The 25,619-nt window shown below is 55.6% G+C and carries 25 protein-coding genes and 1 tRNA gene; 6 read left to right on the plus strand and 20 right to left on the minus strand.

Translation table 11 applies throughout. The annotated features are described in order from the left end of the window. Positions 1-159: 159 nt before the first annotated feature. Entirely contained in the window at positions 160-1,278 is a 1,119-nt protein-coding gene (locus PHC90_01945; GenBank protein ID MDD3845104.1) for an NADH:flavin oxidoreductase, read from the minus strand. 384 nt (positions 1,279-1,662) lie between these two features. Between PHC90_01945 and PHC90_01950 the strand changes: the two genes are divergently transcribed. After that, positions 1,663-2,109, plus strand: coding sequence for a hypothetical protein (locus PHC90_01950; protein MDD3845105.1), 447 nt, complete (start codon positions 1,663-1,665; stop codon positions 2,107-2,109). Between the two features lie 44 nt (positions 2,110-2,153). On the opposite strand, the gene PHC90_01955 is transcribed toward PHC90_01950, so the two are convergent. The 4 genes from PHC90_01955 to PHC90_01970 form a co-directional block, all read right to left on the minus strand. Further along, the gene (locus PHC90_01955; GenBank protein MDD3845106.1) at positions 2,154-2,417 is read right to left on the minus strand and encodes a SemiSWEET transporter; all 264 of its coding nucleotides are present in this window, start codon (positions 2,415-2,417) and stop codon (positions 2,154-2,156) included. A 46-nt stretch (positions 2,418-2,463) separates the two neighbouring features. Next, positions 2,464-3,444 (minus strand): ADP-ribosylglycohydrolase family protein, encoded by a 981-nt coding sequence (locus PHC90_01960; protein MDD3845107.1) that lies wholly within the window; start codon positions 3,442-3,444, stop codon positions 2,464-2,466. Beyond that, positions 3,420-3,977: a dual specificity protein phosphatase family protein gene (locus PHC90_01965; protein MDD3845108.1), complete on the minus strand. Its 558-nt coding sequence runs from the start codon at positions 3,975-3,977 to the stop codon at positions 3,420-3,422. The genes PHC90_01960 and PHC90_01965 overlap by 25 nt, the downstream gene beginning before the upstream one ends. 108 nt (positions 3,978-4,085) lie before the next feature. Next, positions 4,086-4,904: an alpha/beta hydrolase gene (locus tag PHC90_01970; GenBank protein MDD3845109.1), complete on the minus strand. Its 819-nt coding sequence runs from the start codon at positions 4,902-4,904 to the stop codon at positions 4,086-4,088. A gap of 36 nt (positions 4,905-4,940) precedes the next feature. Here PHC90_01970 and PHC90_01975 point away from each other — a divergent pair, with 36 nt between their 5' ends. Next, positions 4,941-6,611, plus strand: a complete 1,671-nt coding sequence (locus tag PHC90_01975; protein MDD3845110.1) for an AAA family ATPase — start codon at positions 4,941-4,943, stop codon at positions 6,609-6,611. 16 nt (positions 6,612-6,627) lie between these two features. Here PHC90_01975 and PHC90_01980 read toward each other — a convergent pair whose 3' ends face one another. The 7 genes from PHC90_01980 to PHC90_02010 all read right to left on the minus strand — a co-directional run bounded on the left by PHC90_01980 (position 6,628) and on the right by PHC90_02010 (position 13,983). Further along, the gene (locus PHC90_01980) at positions 6,628-9,510 is read right to left on the minus strand and encodes a PAS domain S-box protein (GenBank protein ID MDD3845111.1); all 2,883 of its coding nucleotides are present in this window, start codon (positions 9,508-9,510) and stop codon (positions 6,628-6,630) included. 161 nt (positions 9,511-9,671) lie between these two features. Then, on the minus strand, positions 9,672-10,397 hold the full coding sequence (locus PHC90_01985) for a flagellar brake protein (GenBank protein ID MDD3845112.1): 726 nt from the start codon (positions 10,395-10,397) through the stop codon (positions 9,672-9,674). 293 nt (positions 10,398-10,690) lie between these two features. Further along, entirely contained in the window at positions 10,691-11,212 is a 522-nt protein-coding gene (locus tag PHC90_01990) for a hypothetical protein (GenBank protein MDD3845113.1), read from the minus strand. Between the two features lie 99 nt (positions 11,213-11,311). After that, positions 11,312-11,611, minus strand: a complete 300-nt coding sequence (locus tag PHC90_01995) for a hypothetical protein (GenBank protein MDD3845114.1) — start codon at positions 11,609-11,611, stop codon at positions 11,312-11,314. Between the two features lie 270 nt (positions 11,612-11,881). Next, a complete protein-coding gene (locus PHC90_02000; GenBank protein MDD3845115.1) occupies positions 11,882-13,183 on the minus strand; it encodes a type II toxin-antitoxin system HipA family toxin in 1,302 nt (433 codons plus the stop codon). Beyond that, a complete protein-coding gene (locus PHC90_02005) occupies positions 13,176-13,493 on the minus strand; it encodes a helix-turn-helix domain-containing protein (protein MDD3845116.1) in 318 nt (105 codons plus the stop codon). Before PHC90_02005 ends, PHC90_02000 begins: the two co-directional genes overlap by 8 nt. A 416-nt stretch (positions 13,494-13,909) precedes the next feature. After that, a tRNA-Arg gene (locus PHC90_02010) sits at positions 13,910-13,983 on the minus strand. Between the two features lie 184 nt (positions 13,984-14,167). Here PHC90_02010 and PHC90_02015 point away from each other — a divergent pair. Continuing rightward, positions 14,168-14,260 (plus strand): AURKAIP1/COX24 domain-containing protein, encoded by a 93-nt coding sequence (locus PHC90_02015; protein ID MDD3845117.1) that lies wholly within the window; start codon positions 14,168-14,170, stop codon positions 14,258-14,260. Here the strand turns inward: PHC90_02015 and PHC90_02020 are convergent. Next, complete coding sequence (locus PHC90_02020; GenBank protein MDD3845118.1) at positions 14,225-15,058, minus strand: deoxyribonuclease IV; 834 nt, start codon at positions 15,056-15,058, stop codon at positions 14,225-14,227. The two genes, PHC90_02015 and PHC90_02020, sit on opposite strands and share 36 nt — an antisense overlap. Positions 15,059-15,121: 63 nt before the next feature. Between PHC90_02020 and pfp the strand changes: the two genes are divergently transcribed. Continuing rightward, positions 15,122-16,384, plus strand: coding sequence for a diphosphate--fructose-6-phosphate 1-phosphotransferase (pfp, locus tag PHC90_02025; GenBank protein MDD3845119.1), 1,263 nt, complete (start codon positions 15,122-15,124; stop codon positions 16,382-16,384). Between the two features lie 43 nt (positions 16,385-16,427). Then, positions 16,428-17,666 (plus strand): GAF domain-containing protein, encoded by a 1,239-nt coding sequence (locus PHC90_02030; GenBank protein ID MDD3845120.1) that lies wholly within the window; start codon positions 16,428-16,430, stop codon positions 17,664-17,666. 41 nt (positions 17,667-17,707) lie between these two features. On the opposite strand, the gene alr is transcribed toward PHC90_02030, so the two are convergent. Genes alr through PHC90_02045 form a run of 3 tightly spaced genes read right to left on the minus strand, consistent with a single transcriptional unit; the run spans position 17,708 to position 20,596 of the window. After that, positions 17,708-18,832 carry an alanine racemase gene (gene alr / locus PHC90_02035; GenBank protein ID MDD3845121.1) on the minus strand — a complete coding sequence of 375 codons (1,125 nt, stop codon included), beginning with the start codon at positions 18,830-18,832 and terminating at the stop codon, positions 17,708-17,710. Between the two features lie 16 nt (positions 18,833-18,848). Further along, positions 18,849-20,147 (minus strand): glutamate-1-semialdehyde 2,1-aminomutase, encoded by a 1,299-nt coding sequence (hemL, locus tag PHC90_02040; protein MDD3845122.1) that lies wholly within the window; start codon positions 20,145-20,147, stop codon positions 18,849-18,851. Beyond that, a complete protein-coding gene (locus PHC90_02045; GenBank protein MDD3845123.1) occupies positions 20,144-20,596 on the minus strand; it encodes a hypothetical protein in 453 nt (150 codons plus the stop codon). Before PHC90_02045 ends, hemL begins: the two co-directional genes overlap by 4 nt. A 172-nt stretch (positions 20,597-20,768) precedes the next feature. Between PHC90_02045 and PHC90_02050 the strand changes: the two genes are divergently transcribed. Continuing rightward, positions 20,769-21,932 carry an LL-diaminopimelate aminotransferase gene (locus tag PHC90_02050; protein ID MDD3845124.1) on the plus strand — a complete coding sequence of 388 codons (1,164 nt, stop codon included), beginning with the start codon at positions 20,769-20,771 and terminating at the stop codon, positions 21,930-21,932. 32 nt (positions 21,933-21,964) lie between these two features. Here PHC90_02050 and PHC90_02055 read toward each other — a convergent pair whose 3' ends face one another. The 4 genes from PHC90_02055 to PHC90_02070 are packed head-to-tail and all read right to left on the minus strand — an operon-like array spanning position 21,965 to position 25,515. Further along, positions 21,965-22,882: a GGDEF domain-containing protein gene (locus tag PHC90_02055; GenBank protein ID MDD3845125.1), complete on the minus strand. Its 918-nt coding sequence runs from the start codon at positions 22,880-22,882 to the stop codon at positions 21,965-21,967. Between the two features lie 2 nt (positions 22,883-22,884). Beyond that, positions 22,885-24,264 (minus strand): TldD/PmbA family protein, encoded by a 1,380-nt coding sequence (locus PHC90_02060; protein ID MDD3845126.1) that lies wholly within the window; start codon positions 24,262-24,264, stop codon positions 22,885-22,887. Continuing rightward, the gene (locus PHC90_02065) at positions 24,254-24,481 is read right to left on the minus strand and encodes a DUF4911 domain-containing protein (protein ID MDD3845127.1); all 228 of its coding nucleotides are present in this window, start codon (positions 24,479-24,481) and stop codon (positions 24,254-24,256) included. The genes PHC90_02060 and PHC90_02065 overlap by 11 nt, the downstream gene beginning before the upstream one ends. A gap of 29 nt (positions 24,482-24,510) precedes the next feature. After that, on the minus strand, positions 24,511-25,515 hold the full coding sequence (locus PHC90_02070; protein ID MDD3845128.1) for a 2-hydroxyacyl-CoA dehydratase: 1,005 nt from the start codon (positions 25,513-25,515) through the stop codon (positions 24,511-24,513). Positions 25,516-25,619: the final 104 nt, after the last annotated feature.

The raw sequence follows: 25,619 nt of genomic DNA on the forward strand, positions 1-25,619 counted from the left end.
TGCCCTTTCGGTTGCTGGGATCAGGTCCTGCAATCACACATTTTCGCGGAAGATCATAACGTCTGCGAGCCTATCGCTCCACGGGAAGATATTGTGTGCTTATTGTTATCAAATACTCCTTTTTCCGGAGGCGTGGAATGGGTAATTTGAACAACGCATTCAATCCGGAAAGCGCTCTTTGTATCTTTCTATCTTCTTCTGCGGCCATTGCATACAGACGGCGGGTTTTGCCTTCATGACCTGGCGCATGCAGGCGTCGTTGCATGATGGATCGCAATGGATCATGTCACTTTCCCTTCCCTCCCTCAGCTTGTTCGGCCACTCGGGGTCTGCCCAGAGAACTCTTGCAAGGCCTAACAGGTCGGCTTTGCCCGTTGCCAGTATCTCCTCGGCCGTCTTTCCGGAAGCGATCCTGCCTGCGGTTACGACCGGCACCGCGACATTCTTCCTGACAGCTTCCGACAGGTCGGCCATGTAACCTTCCGTCTTTGACCTCGCTACGATCTCGGGTAGGGTAAAGGATTCGTAGGTACCGCCCATCACGGAGATATAGGCGATGCCGGACTCGGACAGGACCTTTGCGAATTGCGTGGATTCCTCAAGTTTGAGACCGTCGGGGAGCCACTCGTCCGCAAGGAAACGGTAGCCTACCGGGAGATCTCCCACCGCCGCCTTCACCTCACTCAAAACTTCGAGGGGAAATCTCATCCGGTTCTCGAGGGTGCCGCCGTAGGTGTCGTTTCTCCTGTTGGTCCGAGGGGAGACGAACTGCGACAAAAGATATCCGGTGCCTCCGTGAAGTTCCACCATGTCGAAACCGGCCTTCTTTACTCTTACGGCAGCCTCGACGAACTTTCCCCGCACATGCCGAATATCGTCAAGGCTCATGGCCTGAGGGATCTTTCCGAACGTGTCCACCGCGGACGGAGCGAGCGAAGACTTCCCGATGGAAAAGCGGCCCGCGTGGTTTATCTGGATGCAGGCAACAACGCCTTCCGCCCTGATAACCGAGGCAAGCTCCGAGAGATCCTGGAGATTGGCATCCGTATCGGTCCTCAGCATCCGGCTGGCCCCGCTGCCGGCGGGATGGTCGATTGTTGTGTTCTCCACAACGATCATAGCGGCACCGCCCTTCGCCACCGCCCGGTAGTGCTCCAGCATGACAGGAGACACGCCGCCGTCCTCCGCGGCGTAACCCGCGTAAAGGGGCGCCATGGTGATACGATTCTTCAACACAATGCCTCCGACAGACAGAGACGAGAAAACATGGGGATACATCATCACACATTCCTCCCTTGAACTATGATAGAGAACTCCCGCGGCACATTCAACTTATATTTCGATACGAACAGCGATCTTCAGTTCGCTTCAGCCTTATCTCACAGGACTTGCGTCATTCCAAGCCTCTGCCATTCGCAAGAGGGGCTTTGCCGTCACCGCGGGGCAGACCGGACTGACAGCCTCTTTTCCTGCCTGGCTAATTATTCGCTTGTCATTTCTCGCACCTGATATTAGAATCTCCGCAATAAGCGAAACCACCGGACTGTGCCGGAATCCAATAAAGCATCCATAAAGAAGAGCGAGGCTGCAATGAAGACAGAGATCATCCTGACAACATAGTGGAAGGCCAGCACTGATGCAGTATCAGACAAAGGGGAAATCATGAAGATCACTTTTACCAAGCAACAATTTGAAACATTATTGAAGGCCGTATATCTGGGAACGAGGATGGTCAACATCTACGAGGATGAGCCGCAAGATAACGAATACTTCGATCTGCAGCGCTACGTCTTCGGATCCGCAAAGGATTTCGGGCTGCAGGAATACGCGGACTACGATGAAGAAGAAAAGGGCGCCGCGCCTTCCGAGGCATTTGAAGAGGACGAATCCCTGAACGAACTCATCGAGCGTTATGACGACTTCACATTCCTCGACAAGCTCATCTACAATCTTGCCGGGCGGGACATGCTCAACAAGCATGGACAGAAAGGAGTAGAGAAAATGTCCGATGACGAATTCTTCAAGGAAGAGGAGTCGCTCGTGCTAAAATACCAGAACGAATTCGCTAAGAACGGAATAAGGAACCTCATCGTGTCGAAGGGGAAATAGGAAAAGGCGCCTGGCCTTCGCCGGGATGACCCGACAGGACCCGTTTACCTGTACTTGATCGTGAAGAAGATGGTGATCACAGCGATAAACAAGGAAACAGAATTTGCCGCAATGACCGGGGCGGACCCGATGATGATCCCGTATATCAACCACAAAACCGAACCCACGGCAATCATGAGCGGCAGGAAAACGGAGACGTCCCGAGCTTCTTTCAGCCTCCGGATGCGCAATATCTGCGGCAAAAGCGAAAATGTGGTGAAGCAGGCGGCAATGTAGCCGATAAGGTCGGTCATCTCTCTATTTATCATCACTCACCCGAAAAGGAAAGAGACAGGGGATGGGCCATGGGCACGGTCACCTGTGACCAATCCTCTCCACCAACTCCTCGAACAACTCACCTATATCCTCTTTCTTCACTATCATATCATGCCAGTGCTTCGGGACTGCCTCAAGACCATAATGCGTGCCGGCCATGCCGCCCGTTACAATGGCAGTCGTGTCCGTGTCCCAACCGAGATTGACCGCCCTGAGCACCGCCTCTGTGTAGGAGCCCGTCGTCAGCAGGCACCAGAGGGACGCCTCCAGGGTATGGACCACGTAGCCGTCGGATTCGATGGCATTTTCGGGAAGGGCATGGATATCACCGGAGAGAAGGCGGGAAAAATGGGGGGTTTCCTTCGAAAAAGGCGGCGCGCTGTAGAGCTGCCTCGTCCTTTCCATGGCAAGCCGATATGCGTCGCGCGGCGCCATCCCCTCCAGAAGGGCTGTCACCACGAGATAATACATCCCGCAGGCCATCATCGATCGCGGGTGCCCGTGTGTTACAGCTGAAGCGCGGTGGACAAGGCGGAGCGCTTCCTCATCGTCCATGGCGGCACAATGGATGACGACAGGGAGAATGCGCATCAGCGAGCCGTTGCCGTTGTTGCCTTCCTCCTGTCCTCCGGCTAGCCCCGCCGGCGTGCCGAGCTGCATCCTGCTTATTGCCTGCCACGTCCCCCGGCCCACATCAAAGGCCTGTCCGTGAGGCGTCCAGAAACCTGCCGTGAACCAACTGACGAAAAGATCCCCCATCCGCTCCGTATCGAACCCGTCGAGGAGACCCTGCGCGGTGCACAGCATAAGGGAGGAGTCATCAGACCAGCTTCCCGGCGGCAGACCGAATGTTCCGTATCCCCTCATATCCGTGACAGGGTCGCCCTTACGGACATCCCTTCCCTTGAACTCCACCGGGACGCCAAGGGCGTCTCCAACCACAGCCCCCCAAAGCCCGCCAAGAATCCTGTCCTGTCTGGAGATCCCCGCCACGTTCACTCTCCTATCCTCCACGAGCATACCATATCCCGCTGCTCCTGCGTCTCCGGCGACAAACCATCGGCCCGCGCCCTGAGTTCCCCGATCATATGAAGCGCTGTTTTGCCGCTGGCAAAGGCATGGCGGACCAGGTAGCACCCGACAACGGTACCGGTTCTGCCCTTTCCTCCCCAGCAATGCACATAGACCGGCCTGCCCGCCCTAATGGCGCTATCGATCTCATCGAGGATACCGATCATCTCCTCGCGGGATGGGACCATAAAATCCCTTATGGGCCTGCGCACACAGACAACATCGGCCTTCATCAGCCCTCCCCTGCGACTCAGTTCTTTTTGATAATCCGCAAAAGGCTCTCCGTCCCAATTCGTCTCGGTCTCTTCCATGAGATTGACAACGCGCCTGATCCCGGCCTTGAGAAGCCCCTGCAATTTCTTTTCCGCCTCTGCGGCATCGAGGTCCCCCGGATAGCACCCGGCAAGAAGCCTCCCCGGCACAACCCAATAACACTGATCAAAAGGAACCGATGGGTACGACATGTTCTCCCTGGTATACATCGACCACCTCCATGAGCACAATATTACCTCATGATGGTGACAACAGCCTGACATACCGAAAGAAGACAGTTTCAGGTTTCAGGGAAGGCCGCGGCCTGAAGCCCTCTTCTAGGCCAGGCAGGACATCGACGGGCGGTCCGCTTGATCTTCGCCTTCTTTTGTCCGTTTCAGAAAGTCGAGGATAGTGCGCACATAGTCCTCCGGGCGTTGCTCGTAGGTGTTGTGGCCGCACTTCGGAAAAACAGCAAGCTCCCCCTTCGGGAGGCCCCGATAAAAGGCAAGAGCCTGCTCCGCATAGAAGATGGAACTGCGATCCGGATAAAGGACCAGGGCCGGGCAAAACACTTTCGCCAGGATTGGTCTCAGGTCGAAGTACTCCACGCCATACTCACCGCCGCACCTCGCGAACTGGTCGTATTTCGCCTGGGCCGTCTCTCCGTGCCAGTCTATTATCTTGGCTTGAAGTCTCGGTTCGAGGTCCGTGAAATTGACGACGAGCCTTTCGATATTCAACTGCGTCATGGGGACTTCGCTGTAGCACTGGGTGCTGGCCGCTGTAATGCTCTTCACATCTTCCGGGTAGCGGGCCGCATAATCGACGCCCACAACGCCGCCTTCGCACTGGCCCACCAGGTGACAGGGACCGATGCCAAGGCGCTCCTTGACCGAGCGCAGCTCGCCCAGGCTCTCCTCCCTGTACCGGTCGCTCACATAAAAATCGAAGAAATCAGGCCCGTCCTCGGAGCGCCCGAACCCCCGGCGGTCATACATGACTACCCGGTAGCCGGCGTCTACAAATTTTGGGAAGATGTTGCGCCAGATCTTGACACATCCGAAACCATGATGCAAAAGGACGATCGTCTCCGTCGCCCCTTCCCCGTGAACCTCATAATAGACCTTGAGACCATTGATATCCTGAAAAGGCATGCGCTCTCCTTGAACGAATTATTGGGTAAGCCCATTTTGACACAATCGACAGGCTCTTTCAATACCAGAAGACTGTCTGCCGCCCACCTCGCCGCAGACAGTTTTTCCTATCTTCTCCGCCATCACATGGGTTATTTTTTACGCATGCGCAGGTCGTTCATAGAGATCAACGCCGAGTTCCAAAAGGCCCTCGATGTCATGGAGGGCACCAACCGGCATATCTTCATTACCGGCAAGGCGGGCACGGGAAAATCGACGCTCCTTGAGTACTTCCGGCAGAACACCCGCAAGGAGGTGGCCGTGCTGGCGCCCACGGGGGTCGCCGCCCTCAACGTTCAGGGGCAGACGATCCACTCCTTTTTCGGTTTCAAGCCCACCATCACCCCGGAAAAGGTCAAAAGGATGGCAGGACCCGAGGCCAGGATCTACAAGGAGTTCGACACCATCATAATAGATGAGATATCGATGGTGCGGGCCGACCTTCTCGACTGCGTGGAAAAGTTCTTACGCCTCAACGGGCCCTATCGCAAGCAGTGGTTCGGTGGTGTCCAGATGATCTTCGTCGGAGACCTCTACCAGCTTCCGCCAGTGGTCGCGTCTTCGGAAAGGGAAATATTCACCCATCGCTATGACTCGCCCTACTTCTTCTCGGCACAGGTCTTCAAGGAAAAGTCATTCGAAATCGAGTTCATCGAGCTTGAGAAGGTCTACCGTCAAACAGAGCAGGATTTCATCGAGCTTCTGAACGCCATACGGAACCGCACCTGCACCGACGACGACATCGAGCGGCTCAACAGGAACCATCGACCCGATGCCCCCTACCCGACGGACGGGTTCTATATCACCCTGACAACCACGAACGACCTCGCCGCCAAACGCAACCTGGAGATGCTCGAGGCCCTCCCCGACCGGGCCTTTACGCTTCCCGGAAAGACAAGCGGCGTCTTCGACCGCTCGTCCCTGCCGGCGGAAGAGGCGCTCATTTTGAAACCAGGAGCCCAGGTCATGCTCGTCAATAACGACAAATACGGCCGCTGGGTGAACGGCACGCTTGGGACGGTCAAGGGCCTTAGCAGGATGGACGGCGAGGACGACAGGGTCCTCGTGCGCCTCGACGACGGGAAGATGGTGGAGGTGACCCCGAACATGTGGGAGCTCTTTGAGTACCAGTACGACAGGAAGACAAAGGGTATCTCGACGAGGACGACGGGAACATTCATACAGTATCCTATCCGCCTGGCCTGGGCAGTGACCATCCACAAGAGCCAGGGAAAGACGTTCGACCGCGTCATAATAGACATGGGCCGTGGAGCCTTCGCCCACGGCCAGGTCTACGTCGCCTTGAGCCGGTGTACGAATTTCAACGGCATTTTCCTGACAAAGATGATCAGCAAGGGTCATATTCGTATGGACTGGCGGGTGGCAAAATTCCTCACCACCTTCCAGTACGAGAAGGCCGATGAGCGCTCAAGCTACGACGAGAGAAGCGCGATCATCATGGATGCCATCAGGCGCGATCTCGCCATTGAGATCATCTATTTGAAGCCCAACGACACAAAATCCTGCCGCACCATACGACCCCTCTCGATAGAACCAATGGAATTCAAGGGCAGACAATTCGAAGGCCTTCGCGCATACTGCGAGCTGAGGAAAGAGGAACGCACCTTCCGGATCGACAGAATACTGGAGATCAACTACACCACCTGAAACCCGGATTGGGCCTTCAGGCCCGATCCAGTATTTCCCGTATTGTCTGGAGCAGTTTTATGGGGGAGAGAGGTTTGGGGAGGAAATCCACTTCTTCGTCGGCGATGCCCCTGTCAAGGCGGGTGTCGCGGGTGTGACCGCTGATAAAGAGGACCTTCATACCGGGGTCGATCTTTCGTATATCTTCACAGGCCTCCCTGCCGTTCTTCCTGGGCATGACGGAATCAAGGATGACGAGATCGATTCCCTTGTTGTCCCTGAATATCTCGACCGCTTCTTCACCGTCGCTCGCTTCCAGGGTACGGTAGCCATATTTTCTCAGGACTTCCTTGATGAGGGTCATGACGGACTCGTTGTCTTCGGCGATCAGGATGGTCTCATCCCCTCCGTTCACGTCGACGGCAGGCGGCTCCTCTTCCTTTGCCGCCGGTGCCGCAAGGGGGAAGAAAATGCGGAAGGTGGCGCCTTTGCCCGGTTCACTGTAAACGTTGATGTAGCCGTTGTGCTGCGACACGATCCCATAGACCGTAGCAAGACCGAGGCCCGTCCCCTTGCCGATCTCTTTCGTTGTGAAGAAAGGATCGAACATGCGCTCCCGCGTCGCCTCATCCATACCCGTACCGGTGTCCGAAACCGCGATGGAGACATATTTCCCCGGCTGCCCGAACCCGTGGGCTTTCAGGTAGTAGCTGTCCATCTCGACGATGCCCGTCTCGATGGTGAGCCGCCCGCCCCGCGTCATCGCGTCGCGGGCGTTGCTGACAAGATTGAAAAGGATCTGGTCGATCTCTGTGGCATCGGCGAGGATGGTCGTGTCGCCGTCGGTGAGTATCAGCCTGAACTCGATATCCTCCGTAAGGAGTCGCTTCAGCAGTTTTTCAGCACTCTTCAGGGATTCGTTGAGGTTGAGAGGCTTTAAGGAAACCGTCCTGTGGCGGCTGAAGGCAAGGAGGCTCTGGGTCAGATTGGCCGCCCTCTGGGAGGCGGAGAGTATCTGCTCCACGTGGGACCTCGCCCTGCTGTTGTCGCCGGTTTCCTGCTGAAGAAGGCTCGCGTATCCCATGATGGTGGTCAGGATATTGTTGAAATCGTGTGCCACCCCTCCCGCCAGGTTGCCGATGGCCTCCATTTTTTGAGACTGACGAAGCCGGTCTTCGAGGCGCTTGAGTTCCGTCATGTCCTCACAAACCATGAGATGTTCACCCGAGGTAAGCCTCATGGTCACGAAGGTTATCAACCGCTGTTTTCCACTGGAACAGGTCACGGTGAATACACGGGGCTTTCTTTCACCGGGCTCGTTGCCCACGAAATCGTTGATCCATGCGGATATCACCGCAGTCCTGTACTGCTTGTCCGGATACGCCTTTCTGAACCAGGTCCTGCCGTCCGGCACATGGCCGAGGTCATAGCCGAACATTTCCCTGAACTTGGTGTTCACATAAGTAAAACGGCCTTCCGGGCTGATGAGCACCATCCCGACAGGGGCATTCTCGGAAAGGGTCTGAAGCTTTTCCGTCTCTGCGCGGAGAGCTTCTTCCGCTTTCCTGCGGTCCGTTACGTCCTCGATGGTGCCCTCGTAGTGTAACACCTTTCCGTCTTTGTCCTTTACGGCGCGCCCGTTCAGGGAAACCCATATGATCTTCCCGTCGCGGCGTCTGAACCGGACCTCCTGGTTGGCGACAACCCCCTCTTTTTCGAGAGTCCTCTCAAAGATACGCCGGTCCTCGGGATCCACATAGAGTTGTTTTCCGATGTCCGTTATCTCCTGCGTCAGGTGTTCGGGGGAACCATAACCGGTTATCCGCGAAAAGGCGGGGTTCACACTCATGAAGCGGCCATCCGCGGTAGACTGGTAAATGCCCTCCACGGCATTCTCGATGATGGACCGGTATCTGGCCTCGCTTTGAAGGGATGCTTCCTCGGCCTCCATCCGCTTATGGGCCTCCTTGAGAACCGCCCAGGACTTCACTGTATAGAACACAAAGACAAACAGACCAACAACAAAGAGCCCGATAATGGCAAACAAGCGGTTGCGGAACCCCTCCATGGCGGCCAGGGCCTCATTCTCCGGGGTTGCCACGACGATGGACCAAAAGGTGTCCCCGATGACTATCGGCATATAGACCGCATGCTTTACGATCTTCTTCGTTTCCTTGTCGGCAATATAGTCGTAATCGTACGTGGTGACGCCCGCCTTCCCCTTCATCATCTCTTCCGCCATGGCAATGACGGAGGGGAAGCGGCCGGAGGTCTCATATATGGACACGCCGATATGGCCGGGCACAGGGCAGTACATCTCCACACCCTTGCGGTTCAATACCCAGGCATAGCCGGTGCGCGCGATACGGATCGGTTTGAGATACTTGTCCGCGAGGTCGTCGATGGAAACAATGATTGCGACGGAACCGACGAATCTTCCATTCTTCACTATGGGGTGATGAAGGGCCATGGACCTCTCTTGACCTTTCACGGAAGTGATAACATCGCTGACGACGGGTTTGAGGTCCCCCTTCATTGCCTGAAAAAAATCACGGTGGGATATGTCCGCTCCCCGGTACCTGTCACCATCGGGAATAGTGTAAACAAACCTGCCTGCGGCATCGACGCGCGTGATGGACCTGATGTCTTCCCTGCTTGCCTCGTAGAATTCTGCGATGGCCCGCTTGCCATCTTCATTGAAATTGATGATCTCATGGTGTCTGGCAAGATGGTTAAGTATCTTGAGATAGTGTTGGAAAAAGCCTTCCATCCCGGCCCGTGCCTGTTTGGCGTGGGCCATCTGCTGCTTGTTCAGTTGCTCTATTTCATCATTCTTCACCCGCTGGTAGGTGGAATAGAACAGGTAGAAGCACGCTGCCATGAAGATCAGTACGGAGGTCAGGAACACCCAGCGTTTCAAAACCTTTTCCTCTCTTCCCCACAAACCCCACATAAAGCGGCAATCATCGGCGGCCCTGCTTTTTCAGCGGGACCCGTTACCGGCTGAGATGGTTATGACGATTCTAAACAAAATCGCCGCAAATGCCAACCCAATTCCACTGGCGCCTCTCGTCGTACCCGTCAGGACACATCGAGGCCTCCCACCTTTTCCATGTACGTGCGGATGGAACTGAGGAGATCGCCGCCGGGGTCCTGGAACTGCGTACCCACGGACATGCTTTTCCCTATCATCCTGACGCTCCTTACGGTGGCCCCGATAGACCTCACTTCCGACGAACCGATGAGACACACCGAAAAAGTGACCTCCTCGCCGAGACCCGGGCCGACGTCGGATGCCGCGCCGGACTGATCGAAAAGGAAACTGCATCCGCCTTCACTTACGTCAGTGAAGACGCCGTGATACGACCCCCCGTTCAGTGAGACCACGGCCGGGATAAGACACGGCACCCTCTGGAACTTTCTCAAGTTCACTATCTCGATCTTTTCGGGATAGGAGAGAAAAGTCAGGCGAAATGGTTCATCCATGGCACCGACGAGCGTGGAATAGAAACCGTAGACCTTTCCATCGTGAAGATAGCGAACGATGATATTGTTCACCTGATGGAGCTTCACCCAGAGACCCGGTATGGGAGGCACCTCCACGATAAGATACCGGTCCGTAACCATACCCACGAGAGTGCTCTTCCAGGTATCCTTCGATCCCCTGAGTTGGATCCGCAGAGCAACGCCGAGCTTGATACCGAGATGCTCCTTATTGTGCTTAATTGTCTGTTTGCCCGTCTCTTCCATGGTGAATTCCGGGTGTGTCCTCTCCTTGAGGAGTTTCCCTGAATTATATATCGCCATCGGTACCATTTCATTAAGGCAAAACAAGATCGCGGGCAGGGTCTGCCAGCGCAAAACACTTTTCCGGCAGCGTCAAAACATACGTTCTAAAGGGAGCGAAAGGCGAGATCCTGTACTACAAGCTATTTTTTAATCGTATGAGTATCCGGTTAAAACGGGGGCTACCACATCGTTACATGAATGCACGAAGGAGAACCTCACCTCTCCCCGATATTTCAGAACCGCGCAAAGCAACCGGGATCAGATGCGGCATTAACGAGGGGTCTTCAAATGTTTTGGTGGGCCGATGCCCCTTATTTTGAAGGGATAATTGTGATTTTGATTGATGCTGCGCCGCCGGCGCCGAAGCCGATAAATTCTCCGGCTGCGTTGAAACTCACCGTCAGCTCAACCTTGCCAATATTGTATCGGCTGGTCATAAGGGCAGATATTTCGTCACACACACCTGCTATCTCATCCTTTGCCCTCTCGAACCCTCTTTTCAGGGCGGCCGATGAGACTGTTTTTTGCTGTTCCTGCGGCAACGGCCTTTTATCGTTGGATGCAAATCCAAACTCCCTTTTTGGCCGGTCAAAGGAGGGAAAAGATTTTCCTTCCCTGTGTCCCCGTAAATCGCCACGGCTTCGATCTGCCTTCTCGGGCAGGTCTCTTGTCCTTCCTGATGGAGCAAAGTATTCAGATGATCTGTCTTTGCGCCCGCGGGAAGCGTCAGCGCTTCGGTCTGCCTTATCAGGCGGGCCCCTTCGCGGCCTTTTCGGTGGACTCAATGGTCCTGATTTAGCTTCGTGTCTATCTTTTCCGGATCTTTTGGACATGGCGGCATAGTATCGTCTATTAGCGGCTGGTTTGCAAGGTAATAAAGAGAATGTCTCTTTTACTTTCAGTAAAACAAGGTGGTCGCGTGAACAAGGGGGTCACCCACGCCGGGGAACCACGATCTGACTTTGGTATTCCTTCAGCAGTCTGTCCATCTCTTGCCGGTAAAGGACCTGAAACTCCGGGGACTCGTATGTGAACCCCGGGTTATTGCGGAGGATTTCGGAGGCGACCTTGTCCCTGTAACCGGACTGACGCTCTGCGTCACCGGGATACATCACTTCCGCGACATCACACCGCTTGCCCTTGTTCTTGATCAATTGAGCTATGGGAATGGCCAGGTAAACAACAAGAACGACGACGGCCAATCCTGTCAAGGTGTATATGAATATTGTCATTGTGCCTCCTCACAGGCATGCGATCTTCCAGGCAATTATATGATGGATCACACGCCCGGAGCATCGAGTTCAGATTGGCTGAGCACGACGACAGGATAGCCCGAGAGGAAACGGGAGTCAAGAACTGCCTGGAGATGAATCTCTATTGCGGCCGATGCTGGCTTGATGCCAGGATGACCTTCCCTGGTCTGAATGTGTCACCTCTCAATACGCGCATTATGAACATATTTCGTGCAGGGTCAACAGATGGGCGCAGATCCCTGTCACTATTTAAAGGATTTTCGCTGACAGGAGCGGCTGGTGATGTCCGTGAACACGTCCGATATCACCTTCGCTGATCCCGGCTTCTGCGGCAAATTCCGGCCAGGCTTCCACGGCCTCCTGGACCTGACCGAGTATCTTCTTCGGGTTGCCGATCATGAAACGCTCGGCGACCAAGAGAAAGTCCTCGAGTCTGATATCGCTGAACTTCCCGTTGACGGCCATGAGGTGCTGGTATGTCCATTCCCCCTTCGGATTGTACGCATGGGTTATGTCATAGGCCGGGGCAAGCTCCCACGACCCTCCCTGTCGAAGAATGAAGGAGAAGTTCTTCGTGTGGTCATCGCAATTGGCGGCCATGACATTGAACGCTACCCGACGGAAAGCCTCTTCCAGGGCAGCATGGCCCAGCTGCAGCTGCTCGATTGCCATGAAGAACTGGCTGTAGTCGTGAGTCGCTTTTTGCTTGAAGTCCAGGTGCTTCATGGCGCAGAGGGTCTGCATGTGGTGCCTGGCGTTTCCGTCACGATCGAAGCGGCGTGTCATGAAGTGGGCACGGCCGTTCTCCTCCATCAGCCGGCATGGTGATATGGATATGCCTGCCCTGCGGGCCATGAGGTAGTATGCGTACTCGATGCGGCCGTAGTTCCGGGATCCCCCGAGTTCCCGGTCGGCTCCTACGCCATCAAACTTCAGTATCCAGTGCTCGAACCCCGGTTCGACATCGAACTGTCCTGACCGGATCTCGTCCGTTTTCGGGTTCCAGGCTATGGCTGCCTTGGCCCTTGCCCCGCCGGCGGATGTTCCGACCTGGATGATCTGCTGCAGGGCTGCCTTGGCCGTGTTGTCCGAACCTATATCGCCCTGGACTGCGCGCCGGGCGCTTTCGACAAGGCGAGAGAGCTTTATAGCGGTGCTCCTTTTTACCTCCGGTCCAATTACCGGCCTGAACTCCAGCGCGCCTGTGCCTCGCCTGCCCATGTAAGCCAGGCGGTCAAGGGCTGTTATGTCCAGCCTGTCGATGCCTTTGCCTGCCATCCATGCGTCAATGAGGGCATTTCCGAAGTCATCCGGCAGGGCGTCGGCGATCATCCCCGGCAACCGCTTGAAGGTCAGCTCCGGCAGATCGGTGAAAACGAAAGGCGCGCGTGCGTTCGCGAGCGGCATGGTCAACGGCGCAAGCTCGATGCCGGCCGCAGCGAACGCGGGATCATATTCGAAAGCATAGTAGCCAAGTCTGGGGTCGACCGCCAGAGCCCCGGCACGTTTTCCCCACACACGAACTTCGATCGCCCGCACCGGTCTATGCATTGGGCGTCCCCTTCCTGCGGGAGGCGCGCTGCCTTGGCGATTTCTTCTTTGACTCAAGGATCTGCATGGGGCTGATAGAAACCTCCGGGGAGAGAGAGGTCAGCCATTCCGCCCTGCCCAGGGCGCGCAGAACCCGGACGAACGACCTGACTGTGGCGCCCTTGCCTCCTTCGAGATTCTTCAAGGCGTTCAGGGATACCCCGGCGCGCTCGGCCAGAACGCGCTGGTCGATGTCCTGCAGAAGCCGCATGCGGCGAAGTTGTTGCCCAATCTCCTGTTCCCATTCCTCAGCTGTGTGAAACATATCCATAATAGACCTCTTTAGGGTTGCTATAATAGATAAGTATACACAATGGATTTAAAACAGTCTACTGCAATTATCGGATTGTTATGCTGTAATAGCCTTTATCGAATTCATTATATCGCGATGGTCTATAGTGTAGCCCTCTAAAAGTCCATTATGTCAACGTAATGGCAACTCAGGCAAGCGGGCCCTGTCGCTTTGCATAATCGATGCTCAGCCGTTTCCTGGCAGGATAGGTATCCAGTAAAAGTCGCACGGCACTTTCTGCCAGCATATAAGACATATATAATTGATGCCGCGGATTCGAGAGGATGTCCGGTGTGAAGGCCGTGATATTCGTGCCGTCGGCCTCCGTGCCGGCGTCGGCCAGGAACAGCATCCAATACGTAGTCACAGCGTAGTCACGTACTTTCTTGTAAGAGCGCGCCTGCCGGGAATCGAACCCAGAACCTACGGATTAGAAGTCCGTTGCTCTATCCAGTTGAGCTACAGGCGCGCGGTCAGTTATTATAGCGACTTTGCCTTCTTATTTCAACATAATCGGTGAAGCCTCGAGGGGCGTTCAAAAAAGCGGCCTTGTTCATTATGTTCTTGAAAAAAAACCTGAGTGGGGTTATGTTGTTAGCGTTTACGAACTCTGGATAAACAGTTTTTGACTTTCACATACCAACGAGGTGAGCATGGGCAGTGTAATGAAGTGGAGGAAAAAGAAGATCAGGAAACATAAATATAAAAAGCTAAGAAGAAGGACGCGGCATCAGCGGAGGAAATAGCGAGCGCATAACCTTCATATTAACTTCGTCCATATTGCCCATCTTCGGCGTTTCCATAACGCCCGCCAGATGGGCAAATCTTTTATCCCTCATAAGCGTCCTGAAGAATCCGAGGCCGATCTCACCCTGGCCTATATGCCAGTGGCGGTCAGTGTGCGTACCGGCGGCCGCCTTTGAATCATTGAGATGAAAGAGACCTATTTTCTCCCGTCCCAGTGTCTTTTCGAAATCCTTCATGAACCCCAGCCAGACAGTACGTTCCTTTATATTGCATCCCGCTTCGAAGAGGTGCGCCGTGTCAATGCAAAAGAAGGTCTTGTCCTTGCGCGAGACGCCCTCATAGATGCGCGCCAATTCTTCAATGTTCCTTCCCAGGGTGTTCCCCTGGCCGGCCGTGTTCTCGATAAGGATCGCGATGTCATGCACATCGTGAACACGATCGATCGCCTCAGCGATCAGCCTCACGCCTGAGCGCCTGTCAGGGCGCGATCCGGGATGAACGACGAGGAAGTGGATTCCCAGTCGTGCGCACAACGAGGCCTCATGGAGCAATCCCTTCAAGTTTCGCTCGTCCTCGTCGATCTTCGCTAGATTGGGAAGATACGATAGATGGGCAAAGACAGGCAACTGCGCCGACAGGCGGTCAAAGGCCTCCATGTCTGCCTCCGATAGTTCCCTTTGCATCCATGACCGCGGGTTCTTGACAAATATCTGCACCGCCTGGCACTCGAGTTCGTTCGCCCTTCTCAACGTATCATCAAATCCCTTTGATATGGAAACATGAAAACCAATCTTCATGACCGCTCCGATGCATACAGGATATGACAAAAAGCCTTGCAAATAAAGACGGAAAGATGCACAATGTACGGCATGAGCAAAGAGACCATAGGGATCATTGTCGGCGGCGGACCCGCACCTGGCATCAACGGAGTCATCAGCGCCGCAACTATCGAGGCGATCAACTCGGGGAAAAAAGTCGTCGGTATCAAGGGTGGTTTCAAGGCCCTCTTCGACGGGCATAAGGACATATTCATGCCGCTCACGATCGACGACGTGTCGCGGATACACGCCTCGGGGGGCTCCATTCTGCGAACCTCGCGGGACAAGCCGGAGAATGCCAAGGCAAAGTTCAAGACCCTTATGTCCACCCTGAAAGGGGCGGGCATCAAGTATCTCATAACCATCGGCGGCGACGGCACCCTCTACATGGCAAACTGGATCGAGCGAGAGGCCCGCGGCTCGGTAAGCGTCGTGCACACCCCCAAGACGATCGACAACGACATACCGCTTCCCGGCGGTTTCTCCACCTTTGGCTTCCAGACCGCCCGCCACGTCGGGGTCTACATTGTCAACAATATCATAGAGGATGCCCGCACAATGGGCCGATGGTATTTCATCACCACCATGGGGAGGCACGCGGGGCATCTGGCGCTTGGCATGGGCAAAGCGGCCGGCGCGACGATATGCCTCATTCCCGAGGAATTCCCCGAAAAAAAGCTTTCCTTCAAAAAGGTTGCAGACATCCTCACCGCTTCCATACTGAAACGGCGCAGCATGGACAGGGACTACGGCGTAGCCATTCTCGCCGAGGGGATATCGGAGAAATTCGACCTCGAGGAACTGGGCAAGCACGAGGAAGTGGAACGCAACGAAAAGGGCGAGCTCAAGCTTTCCGAGATACAGCTGGGAAGGGTCCTCAGGGACTTCGTCAACAAGACCCTTTCCGAAATGGGCATCGAGGGGGTCGGCATTGTGGACAAGAACATCGGCTACGAGCTGCGCGCCGCCAACCCCATACCTTTCGATGTGGAATATACACGCAATCTCGGTTACGGCGCTGTCAGGTACCTTCTCAAGGGTGGCACCGGCTCCATGATAGTCGCCTATGAAGGCAATCTGAAACCCGTTCCCTTTGTCGAGATAATCGACTACAAGACGGGAAAGGTCAAGATCAGAAGGGTGGATATGGCAACGGAGACTTACGAGGTTGCCAGGAAATACATGATACGTGTTGAAAGGGAAGATTTCGAGGGCCCTCATCTGGCGCACCTCGCCAGGGCTGCCAACATGTCGCCGGAAGATTTCAGATCTCGCTTCGAATATATTCTCGGCCCGCCTCTCTAGAAACGTCTTCCGAGACATATGTGCTCAATCGCGCGCGAATAATATGATAGACGAGAGGAAGAAATTTCAGGAAGTCCTCAACGTCGGCCTTGAAGTCATCCAGACCAGGGACATCGATATCCTTTTGGAGCGTATCCTCACAAAGGCGCGTCACCTGACGAACGCCGATGCCGGGTCCATTTACATCAAGGAAGGCGAAACACTGCTTTTCCGCTATACCCAGAACGACACGCTGCAGAAACAGCTCCCTGCCGGCAAAAAACTGATCTATTCAACCTTCACAATTCCCGTCAGCAATCAATCAATCTCGGGTTATGTCGCGAACACAGGAAAGGTCCTCAACCTGGACAACGTTTACACTCTCGCCGGCAGCGTACCCTTTTCCTTTGATCCTTCATACGACAAGATCTCGGGATACAAGACGCGGTCCGTGCTCTCCTTTCCGTTGAAAACCCACACCGATGAGGTGGTCGGGGTGCTTCAGCTTATCAATGCCACAGATCCGGGCGGAAATATCATTCCCTTTCAACGCGAGGACGAACCCTTCGTCGTCCACTTTGCCAACAACGCCGCCATAGCTATCGAACGGGCGACAATGACGCGCGATATCATATTGCGCATGATAAAGATGGCGGAGCTTCGAGACCCCATGGAAACGGGCGCCCATGTGAACCGCGTTTCATCTTATTCCGTCGAACTCTACGAGGTCTGGGCGGCCAGGAAAGGCATCGGCAAGGCGGAACTGGAACAGAACAGGGACATCCTCAAGATGTCAGCCATGCTCCACGATGTGGGCAAAGTCGCCATAACGGACCTCATCCTCAAGAAACCTGCCCGTCTCGACAGCTATGAATACGAAGTGATGAAACAGCATACCTATCTTGGAGCGCAGCTCTTCTCCCATCAGCGCTCCGATTTCGACAAAGCCGCCTTCCTCGTTGCCCTCAACCATCACGAAAGATGGGATGGCAAAGGTTATCCCGGCTATATCGATTACGCAACGGGCGAACCCCTGCCTGGTTTTGAGGACTTAAGCGGCCGGGCCATAGGCAAGAAACAAGAGGAGATTCCCGTCTTCGGCCGCATCGTCGCCATCGCCGACGTCTTCGATGCGCTGAGTTCGGGAAGGTCCTACAAGGAGCCCTGGGAGGAAGAACGCGTCCTCGAAACAATGGACCGCGAACGAGGCCGGCACTTCGACCCCGAAATGCTCGACGTCTTCTTCTCCATCCTCGATATGATCCGCAATATCATGCACCGCTACCCGGATAACAGCGAATAGAAAACCGTTTCAGCGTGAAACTTTAAACCTTCGGAAACCGGCTAGACGTAGACCCGCAATACCCTTCTCGAGATCTTGCACAGTATTTCGTAGGGGATCGTGCCCGCCAGTTCGGCCATCTCATTGGCGGAAATGCGCATCCCTTCACCGTCGCCTTCGCCGAGTAGAATCGCTTCATCTCCACTTTCGACACCATCGAGACCGGTGATATCGGCAAGGATCCAGTCCATGCAGACCCTTCCGACGATATTGCATTCCCTGCTGTTTATTAACACCCGACCCTTGTTCGAAAGCGACCTGGGATATCCGTCCGAGTATCCAACGGGTATATAAGCAATCCGCGTGATGCGGGGGGTCTCGTAGGTCCTTCCATAACTCAGGGGCACTCCGGCGGGCAACTCCCTGCAAAAGGCTATGCGGGCCACGACCTTCATCACCTGCCGCAGAGGGAGGACCTCTTCGAGGGACCGCGACGGATGGGAACCATAGAGGCTTATGCCGGCGCGCACGAGAGAGAAATGGGCCTCGGGGTAGGTGACAATAGCGCCGCTGCTGCTCATATGCACGTATGCCGGGTCGAGGCCTGCCGTTTTGAAGATATCCACCACTTTAGCGAACGTCCTGATCTGGGAAAGCCCGAAGTCGTCTCGCACCTCCGACGACGGGAAATGGGTCATGACGCCTTCCGTCTTGAGTCCCGGGGCTCCCGCAAGAATGGCGGCGATCCTTTGCGCATCTTCCGGTCTGAAACCGAGCCTCCCCATGCCCGTGTCGAACTTTATGTGCACCCTGAGGGGCCGGGCAAATTCCTTTGATCGATCCGCCAACCTTCCAAGAAGCGCATCATCGTAAACTGCCGGTGTCAGATCATAGCGAAGGACCGGCTCGACCTCATCCCAGGAAAACACGCCGCTCATGACGAGGAGGGGTGCTGTGATGCCGCCTTTTCTGAGATCCACGCCTTCGTCGACCGTTGCCACACCCAGGTAATCGATGCCGATCGACTCCAGTCTCCTCGAGACCTCAAGGGCCCCGTGACCGTAAGCATCGGCCTTGACGACGCCAAGGAGCCCGGCGCCCGGGCTTAGCCGCTGCCTGATGGACCGGTAATTGTACTCGAGGGCGCCAAGGTCGATATAGGCGACCGCCCTCGGAGAGTTCGACATTGAAAGGCCTCCTTAATTATTGCATGGAACGGATGCCGCGGAACACCTTTTCATATGCCCCGACGGTTCGATCTATCTCGGCCTGATGCAGTGTGAGCGTGACGAATGACGCCTCGAACTGGCTGGGGGCGAAAAAGATGCCCTCATCCAACATGGCCTTGAAGAACCTCTCGTAGAGGTCCCTGTCGGACGCCGCTGCGGCGGCGCAGCCGGTCACGGCGTTCCTCGAAAAGAACCCCGTAAACATGCCGGTTATGGAATTTATGCGGTAGGGAATCTCATATCGGCCTGCAATGGCCGCTATCTCCTTCGATAAGGTCAGTCCCGTGCTGTTAAGACGCGCATAGAGTTCATCGGAATTGCGCCTCAGGAAGTCCAGCACGTGAAGACCGGCGCGCACGGCAACGGGGTTCCCCGAAAGAGTGCCAGCCTGGTACACATCTCCGAGCGGGGCAAGGCGTTCCATGATATGCCTTTTCCCGCCGAAGGCGCCTATGGGGAAACCTCCGCCGATTATCTTGCCGAGACAGGTTATGTCGGGATCGATGTCATAGATGTGCTGGGCACCGCCGAAGGTGACACGGAAGCCCGTGATAACCTCGTCGAAGATGAGAAGGATGCCCTTCCGTCTACACAGGGCCTCGAGCCCTTTAAGAAAACCCTCTTCAGGAAGGATGACTCCCATGTTCCCCATGATGGGCTCCACGATGACGCAGGCGATGTCATCGCTGGCGTCCATGATGCTTTCCACCGTTCCAAGGCTGTTGAACTCTGCCACGTAGGTGTGCTTCGCCAGGTCCGCAGGCACCCCGGCGCTGTCGGGAATGCCGAATGTCGCAAGCCCTGACCCGGCCTTGACGAGCAGGCTGTCCACATGCCCGTGATAGCAGCCGCGGAACTTGATGACCCCGTTCCTGCCTGTGTATCCCCGGGCAAGTCTCAGGGCGCTCATGGTGGCCTCCGTGCCGGAAGTCGTCAGGCGCAGGCAGTCTATGGAGGGAAAGGCCTCCGTGATAAGACGGGCAAGGTCTATCTCGTGAGGATGGCAGGCCCCGAAGCTTGTCCCGTCGAGGAGAGCCCCGGTGACGGTCGCGATAAGGCCTTCGTCGGCATGGCCGAGAATGATGGCTCCCCAGGAGGACACATAATCCACAAAGGCATTCCCGTCGACGTCATAAAGCCAGGATCCCTTCGCCCTCTTTACGAAAAAAGGCCTGTCGTGAACGGACATGAAGGCCCTCACGGGGCTGTTCACTCCCCCCGGAATGCATTGTTGCGCCTCGTCGCAATATCTATCGGATGTTGCCTTTATCATATTCTCACCGTAAAAGATGTCTTCTTGAATTCCTTTAAGCTGAAAAGCACCCGGTAATCCCCGATGCCCGATCGTGATGCCATCCCTTCGATGACGGCCAGGCACTCTTCTTTCGTCCTGCCGTGCACCATGGTATAGAGATTATAGGGCCAATACCCGCCGGTGTCACGTTCATAACAATGGCTGACCTCGTCAAAGCCTGCCATGATACCGCCCACCTTTTCCATCTCGGCCGCGGGTACGCGCCACACGACCATGGCGTTGCCTTCATAGGAGACAGCACGGTGAGACACCATAGCCGCTATCCTCCGGATGAACCCGGCCTTTTTTAACGCCTCAAGCTCGTCGATCAGTGCCTGCCCTGTCATCCCCATCGACTGCGCCATGTCCTCGTAAGGCCTTTCGGTCACCGGGAAATCGGCGGGCAATCCGTCCAGATGGTTATTCATGTGGTCTATTCTTACATATCAGGAAAAACGTTTTCAAACAAATTCGGACCCAAAAAAGTACTTTACATTGCACCCGCTAACATGTTGTAACTATCAAATTCACCACTATTTGTGTAAGGGTCATGATATCAGGGCGTTCAGGCGCTGTCATTATTTCTAAGGAGCTTGAGAAATGGTAAAACCCGCGACCAGAGTAGAACAGATCCCGCCGTATCTTTTTGCCAGGATCGATAAGAAAAAGGAAGAGGTCAGAAAGAAAGGGATGGACCTTGTCGATTTCGGAATAGGCGATCCTGATATCCCAACTCCGGCCAACATCATCGCCAGGATGCAGGCGGCCTCGCAGGACCCGAAGAACCACCGGTACCCCAGCTACGAAGGGATGCTTGAATTCCGGCAGGCAGCGGCATCGTGGTACAAGAAACGTTTTGACGTGGACCTCGACCCCGGAACGGAAGTGGTCACCCTCATCGGCTCCAAGGAAGGCATAGCCCACATACCCTGGGCATACGCGGAGGAAGGCGACGTGGTGCTCGTCCCCTCCCCCGGATATCCCGTTTACAGGATAGCGACCATGTTCGCCGGGGCGACGCCTTACATCATGCCCCTCAAGGAAGAGAACGGATTCCTTCCCCGATATGAAGACATTCCCGAGGAAGTATTGAAAAAGGCGAAGCTCCTCTTCATAAATTATCCCAACAACCCCACCGGCGCATGCGCCGACGACGGCTTCTATGAAAGAACGCTGGAGCTGGCGAAACGCTACGACATCCTTGTCTGCCACGATGCCGCATACAGCGAGATCGCCTACGACGGCTACAGGCCGCGAAGCATCCTTGAATTCGACAAGGAGAAAAAACACTGCCTCGAATTTCATTCCCTTTCCAAGACCTATTGCATGACCGGCTGGAGGATTGGTTTTGCCGTTGGCTGCGCCGATGGCATCTATAATCTCGGCAAGCTGAAGACCAACATCGATTCCGGGGCCTTTCAGGCCATCCAGTATGCCGGCATCGAGGCATTGACCGGCAGCCAGGCATCCGTCGCCGAACTCAACAGCAGACTGGAAAAAAGACGCGACATGGTGGTCGAAGCGTTCAAGACGCTGGGCATCGATGTGCCGAGACCAAAGGCCACATATTATATCTGGGCAAAGGTGCCTAAGGGATTCACCTCTTCCGATTTCTGCGAGAAGCTCATCGAAGAGACGGGTATCGTCGTCACCCCCGGGAGCGGGTTCGGCGACGAGGGAGAGGGATACTTCCGCATCTCCATCACCATTGGAGAGGAACAAATAAGAGAAGCGGCAAAAAGGCTGAGGTCGTTCAGGATCTGAACGACCGTTTCAAGAAAAGAAAGTTTCTTCCCTCACATCGAGACGCGGTTTCGGCCTTCCTTCTTGCTTCGGTACATGAGGGCATCGGCTCGTTTTATGAGGGCTGCCGCGGAATCTTTTTTTCGGGCGAGGGTGGCTCCGATGGATATGGTGACATGCCTGGTTTCGTCTTCGAGAGAGATGGATGACCTTTCAACGAGAGCCCTGATCTTCTCCCCTACGTGACGCAGATTCTCTTCGTCCACGCTGGCGACGAATGCCACGAATTCCTCGCCGCCCCATCGGCTGACCACATCGGAGGCCCTCAATCCGCTGCTGATGGTGGCGGCCACGAGACGAAGGACCCTGTCACCCGCATCATGACCGTATGTGTCGTTGACGACCTTGAAATTGTCGATGTCGATGAAGAGGACACCGAAAGGCCAGCCGTAACGTTTAAATTCCCTGAGCTTCCCCGCCAGGTTCATCTCCCCGTAGCGCCTGTTTCCGAGTCGTGTGAGTGGATCGAGGAGCGCCATGCGCTCAAGCTCACGGACCTTGCGGCCCAGGTCCACAGTCGAGGAATTATCGCTGAAGACCTCCACGGCGCCGACGATCCTGCCGCGTTGATCGTGCATGGGCGAGGTCCGGACAAGGACCGGGGCCTGCCGGCCGTCTCGATGGTGGAAAAAAAGTTCCCCTTCCATGCTCTTACCCTGTTCCATCGCCTGGCGAAGAAGACATTGATCCGCGCAGAGACTATCTCCGCGGTCATTGACGTGCATCAGGAGGCTGTCCCAGCAATGTTTTCCGAGGACCTCGCTGCGCCGGTAGCCGGTCATCTGCTCGGCGGCATCGTTCCAGTAGAGGATGGTGCGGTCCCTGTCGACAAAATAGACGCCCTCATAGAGGCTGTTGAGGAGCTTGCGGTAGAACCGGTCAGTCAACAGGTTTCGCGTCCCGTCTTTCATCTCTACCCGCCGCGTCCCCCCACGATGATCCCCGGTATTCTCAGTGTGGGCTGCGCATCGGCCACGGGAACACCCTGGCCGTCTTTGCCGCAGGTGCCTATCCCGAATCCCAGGTCCGTGCCCACCATGTCGATGTCCTTGAGAACCTTGAGTCCGTTCCCCATCATCGTCGCGTTCTTTATCATGGGTCCCACCGCGCCTTTTTCGATCATGTACCCTTCGGATATCTCAAAGACAAAGTCTCCCCGCACCGTATCCACCTGCCCGCCTCCCATCTTGACGACGAGAATGCCGTCGTCCACGGATGCCACGATCTTTTGGGGATCGTCGCCGCCGGGAAGGATCATGGTGTTGCTCATCCTGGGGATGGGCCTGAACCGGTAGGACTCGCGCCTGCCGTTACCCGTGGACGCCGTTGAGTGCTTCATGGCATGAAAGCGATCGAAGAGGTAGTTCGTGAGGACCCCTTTTTCGACAAGGACCGTCCTTTGCGACGGAACACCTTCGTCGTCGAAGGCATAGGTCCCCCGCATATGGGGCAGTGTCGCGTCGTCGACAACGCTTACAAGGGGCGAAGCTATCCTGCTGCCGAGAAGTCCCTTGTAGCAGGAAAGCCCTTCCATGGCAAGGTCCGCCTCCAGACCGTGGCCGATGGCCTCGTGGATCATTGTACCGCCCGCCTCGGAGGCGATGACAACGGTCTTCATTCCCATGGGCGCCTCGCGCGCCGCGAGAAGACCCTGGAGGCGTTTGACCGTCCTTCGTGCGAGCCCTTCCATGAGTTCCTCTGTGAAATACTCGAAACCGTAGAAACCGCCGACAGCCTCGTAGGAGGTCTGCATCTCGGAGCCGTCGCGACCGACAAGCAGCACCGTGAGAACCACCTGCGTGCGGCCATCGTTCCGGGCGCCTTCAGCGCTGGTCACGATCCTCACACTCTGGCGGGTGTCCCGGTACATCACCCGGGCCTGTACGATCCGCGGCTCCATCTTGCGGGCCATGGATTCGAAGTTTCTCACAAGGGCAAGCTTGTCCTCTACCGCAACACCGACGGGATCGCCGGCGATGGAAAAGCAATAGGCTGCCGCGCTCTCGCCTGCGGCAATCTCTACGGTCCGCGGCGACCCGTCTTCCCCGTAGCGCGAAAGCTGCCGCGCCAGGTCGGCCAGATGACTTTCGTCGAAGGAATTCGTCGAGGCATAATAGCCTTTCCAGGGTGTGATGACCCTCAAGCCCACCCCGGCGTCCTCACCGCGCTCGAGCTTTTCTATCCTGCCCGATTCGAGTTGAATGAGAGTATAGGCCCGTTCGTCGATGTAAATGTCCGCGTAGACACCCGCGCGCTCCATGAGCGTCTCAAGTATCCTTCTCTCATTGAACATCGAGAACCTCCCTGAACTGTATATCATAGTTTATCATATCCGCCACGATACCCCGAACATCTTCTTCGAAGCTCGATGAGTAGATGATCTCGATGAGCCCGCGGTCTCCGTCAATTACGGAAAAGATGGCAACATCCTCGTAGGATTCCAGCACGGCCTTAAAGAAACCGATACCGGCGCGGTCCATGAGAAATCTTTTCGTTCTCTCCTCAGGCATGATGGCCCCCCTTGCGGCAGATCCTTTCGTCAACGCCGCATCCCTTCCAGCATCTCCATGAAGGCCTCGACGCGCAGTTTCGTTCTCGTGTCCAACGCCCTCGGCAAGTCCCCCTCGATGGTGAGAACGGGTACGGAGATGCTCTCCCGAAGGATAACGTCCTCGATGCCCCTGAAACAGAAGGCCTGTACGTAATGGATGATGCCCTCTATTCCGCGCCTGGCGATCTCATGGTCTATGTCGCTCAGGCGGGCGAATATCCCGTAGGGGTACGTATAGAGGAGGTACCTCTCTACAATATCCCCTGTCTCGTAGGGCAGGGCGAACTGCCTCTGGGTTTCGTTATAGACCACATGGCCGCCCACGCTTTCTATGAACTCGTAGAGGCCGGTGACTATCGGAGGAACGCCGATGTATCCAAGGGGTATTCCCTGCAGCCTCTCCCTCCGTCGCGCCGCGGAAATGAACTCGCCGGCTGCGGCATGATATCCCTCTACATCGCCGAGCATGTCCGAGGAACCCACAAGCCAGCGATGATTCTCCGCCCCCGTTACGTTGCGTTCGCTCCATGTCATGGTATCGATCTCGGAAAGCCTCGCTCTTGCCGCGGTGATCTGCGTCTCGACACCCGCAAGGGATCCCGTATCAGCGGAAAGTTCATCTTTAAGCTTCTCTATCTCCCGGGAAAGCACTTCGCGGTCGCGATCGTAGGGGAAGGAAAATGGTATCGTCCGGATGCCGCGATAGCGAAGGATCTCGGCAAGCGCCTGCGTGTTGCTGCAATCGCCTTCCATGACGGTGATGACCCCGGTGGGCCGGCGTTCCATGATCACCCCGTAGATACCCTTGATCCAGTTGCACATGCTCTTCGGAAACCCATCCCGTTCCGCACGCTCGATGAACCGCACCGGGTCGGGGTCTGTAACGAATACGTTGTTCAGGTCACAGGGCTCATAACCCGAGGCGAAGACGACCTCCACGGGGATCGTAGTGGTAAAGCCGATGGTTCCCTTTGATGTCCGCGATTGTGTCATGTTCCTAAAGATAATACGTTTTGCCGCACCGTTGCAACCGTTTCAAGGACACAGGAACAGCGCGGCGTGGTCTTTATTGTCTTGTATTCAGACTATGCTAATAG

It is taken from the genome of Syntrophorhabdaceae bacterium (assembly GCA_028698615.1).
Lineage (GTDB): Bacteria > Desulfobacterota > Syntrophorhabdia > Syntrophorhabdales > Syntrophorhabdaceae > Delta-02.

Coding starts and splice junctions, on each gene's coding strand:
- PHC90_02015 (MDD3845117.1), top strand. CDS start 14,168: ATGGGCAGTGTAATGAAGTGGAGGAAAAAGAAGATCAGGAAACATAAA.
- PHC90_01960 (MDD3845107.1), bottom strand. CDS start 3,444: ATGCTCGTGGAGGATAGGAGAGTGAACGTGGCGGGGATCTCCAGACAG.
- PHC90_01955 (MDD3845106.1), bottom strand. CDS start 2,417: ATGATAAATAGAGAGATGACCGACCTTATCGGCTACATTGCCGCCTGC.
- PHC90_01945 (MDD3845104.1), bottom strand. CDS start 1,278: ATGTATCCCCATGTTTTCTCGTCTCTGTCTGTCGGAGGCATTGTGTTG.
- PHC90_01965 (MDD3845108.1), bottom strand. CDS start 3,977: ATGTATACCAGGGAGAACATGTCGTACCCATCGGTTCCTTTTGATCAG.
- PHC90_02030 (MDD3845120.1), top strand. CDS start 16,428: ATGATAGACGAGAGGAAGAAATTTCAGGAAGTCCTCAACGTCGGCCTT.
- PHC90_01970 (MDD3845109.1), bottom strand. CDS start 4,904: ATGCCTTTTCAGGATATCAATGGTCTCAAGGTCTATTATGAGGTTCAC.
- PHC90_02055 (MDD3845125.1), bottom strand. CDS start 22,882: ATGAAAGACGGGACGCGAAACCTGTTGACTGACCGGTTCTACCGCAAG.
- pfp (MDD3845119.1), top strand. CDS start 15,122: ATGTACGGCATGAGCAAAGAGACCATAGGGATCATTGTCGGCGGCGGA.
- PHC90_02050 (MDD3845124.1), top strand. CDS start 20,769: ATGGTAAAACCCGCGACCAGAGTAGAACAGATCCCGCCGTATCTTTTT.
- PHC90_02045 (MDD3845123.1), bottom strand. CDS start 20,596: ATGAATAACCATCTGGACGGATTGCCCGCCGATTTCCCGGTGACCGAA.
- hemL (MDD3845122.1), bottom strand. CDS start 20,147: ATGATAAAGGCAACATCCGATAGATATTGCGACGAGGCGCAACAATGC.
- PHC90_01950 (MDD3845105.1), top strand. CDS start 1,663: ATGAAGATCACTTTTACCAAGCAACAATTTGAAACATTATTGAAGGCC.
- PHC90_02070 (MDD3845128.1), bottom strand. CDS start 25,515: ATGACACAATCGCGGACATCAAAGGGAACCATCGGCTTTACCACTACG.
- alr (MDD3845121.1), bottom strand. CDS start 18,832: ATGTCGAACTCTCCGAGGGCGGTCGCCTATATCGACCTTGGCGCCCTC.
- PHC90_02020 (MDD3845118.1), bottom strand. CDS start 15,058: ATGAAGATTGGTTTTCATGTTTCCATATCAAAGGGATTTGATGATACG.
- PHC90_02000 (MDD3845115.1), bottom strand. CDS start 13,183: ATGCATAGACCGGTGCGGGCGATCGAAGTTCGTGTGTGGGGAAAACGT.
- PHC90_02060 (MDD3845126.1), bottom strand. CDS start 24,264: ATGTTCAATGAGAGAAGGATACTTGAGACGCTCATGGAGCGCGCGGGT.
- PHC90_02005 (MDD3845116.1), bottom strand. CDS start 13,493: ATGGATATGTTTCACACAGCTGAGGAATGGGAACAGGAGATTGGGCAA.
- PHC90_02065 (MDD3845127.1), bottom strand. CDS start 24,481: ATGCCTGAGGAGAGAACGAAAAGATTTCTCATGGACCGCGCCGGTATC.
- PHC90_01995 (MDD3845114.1), bottom strand. CDS start 11,611: ATGACAATATTCATATACACCTTGACAGGATTGGCCGTCGTCGTTCTT.
- PHC90_01985 (MDD3845112.1), bottom strand. CDS start 10,397: ATGGCGATATATAATTCAGGGAAACTCCTCAAGGAGAGGACACACCCG.
- PHC90_01990 (MDD3845113.1), bottom strand. CDS start 11,212: ATGTCCAAAAGATCCGGAAAAGATAGACACGAAGCTAAATCAGGACCA.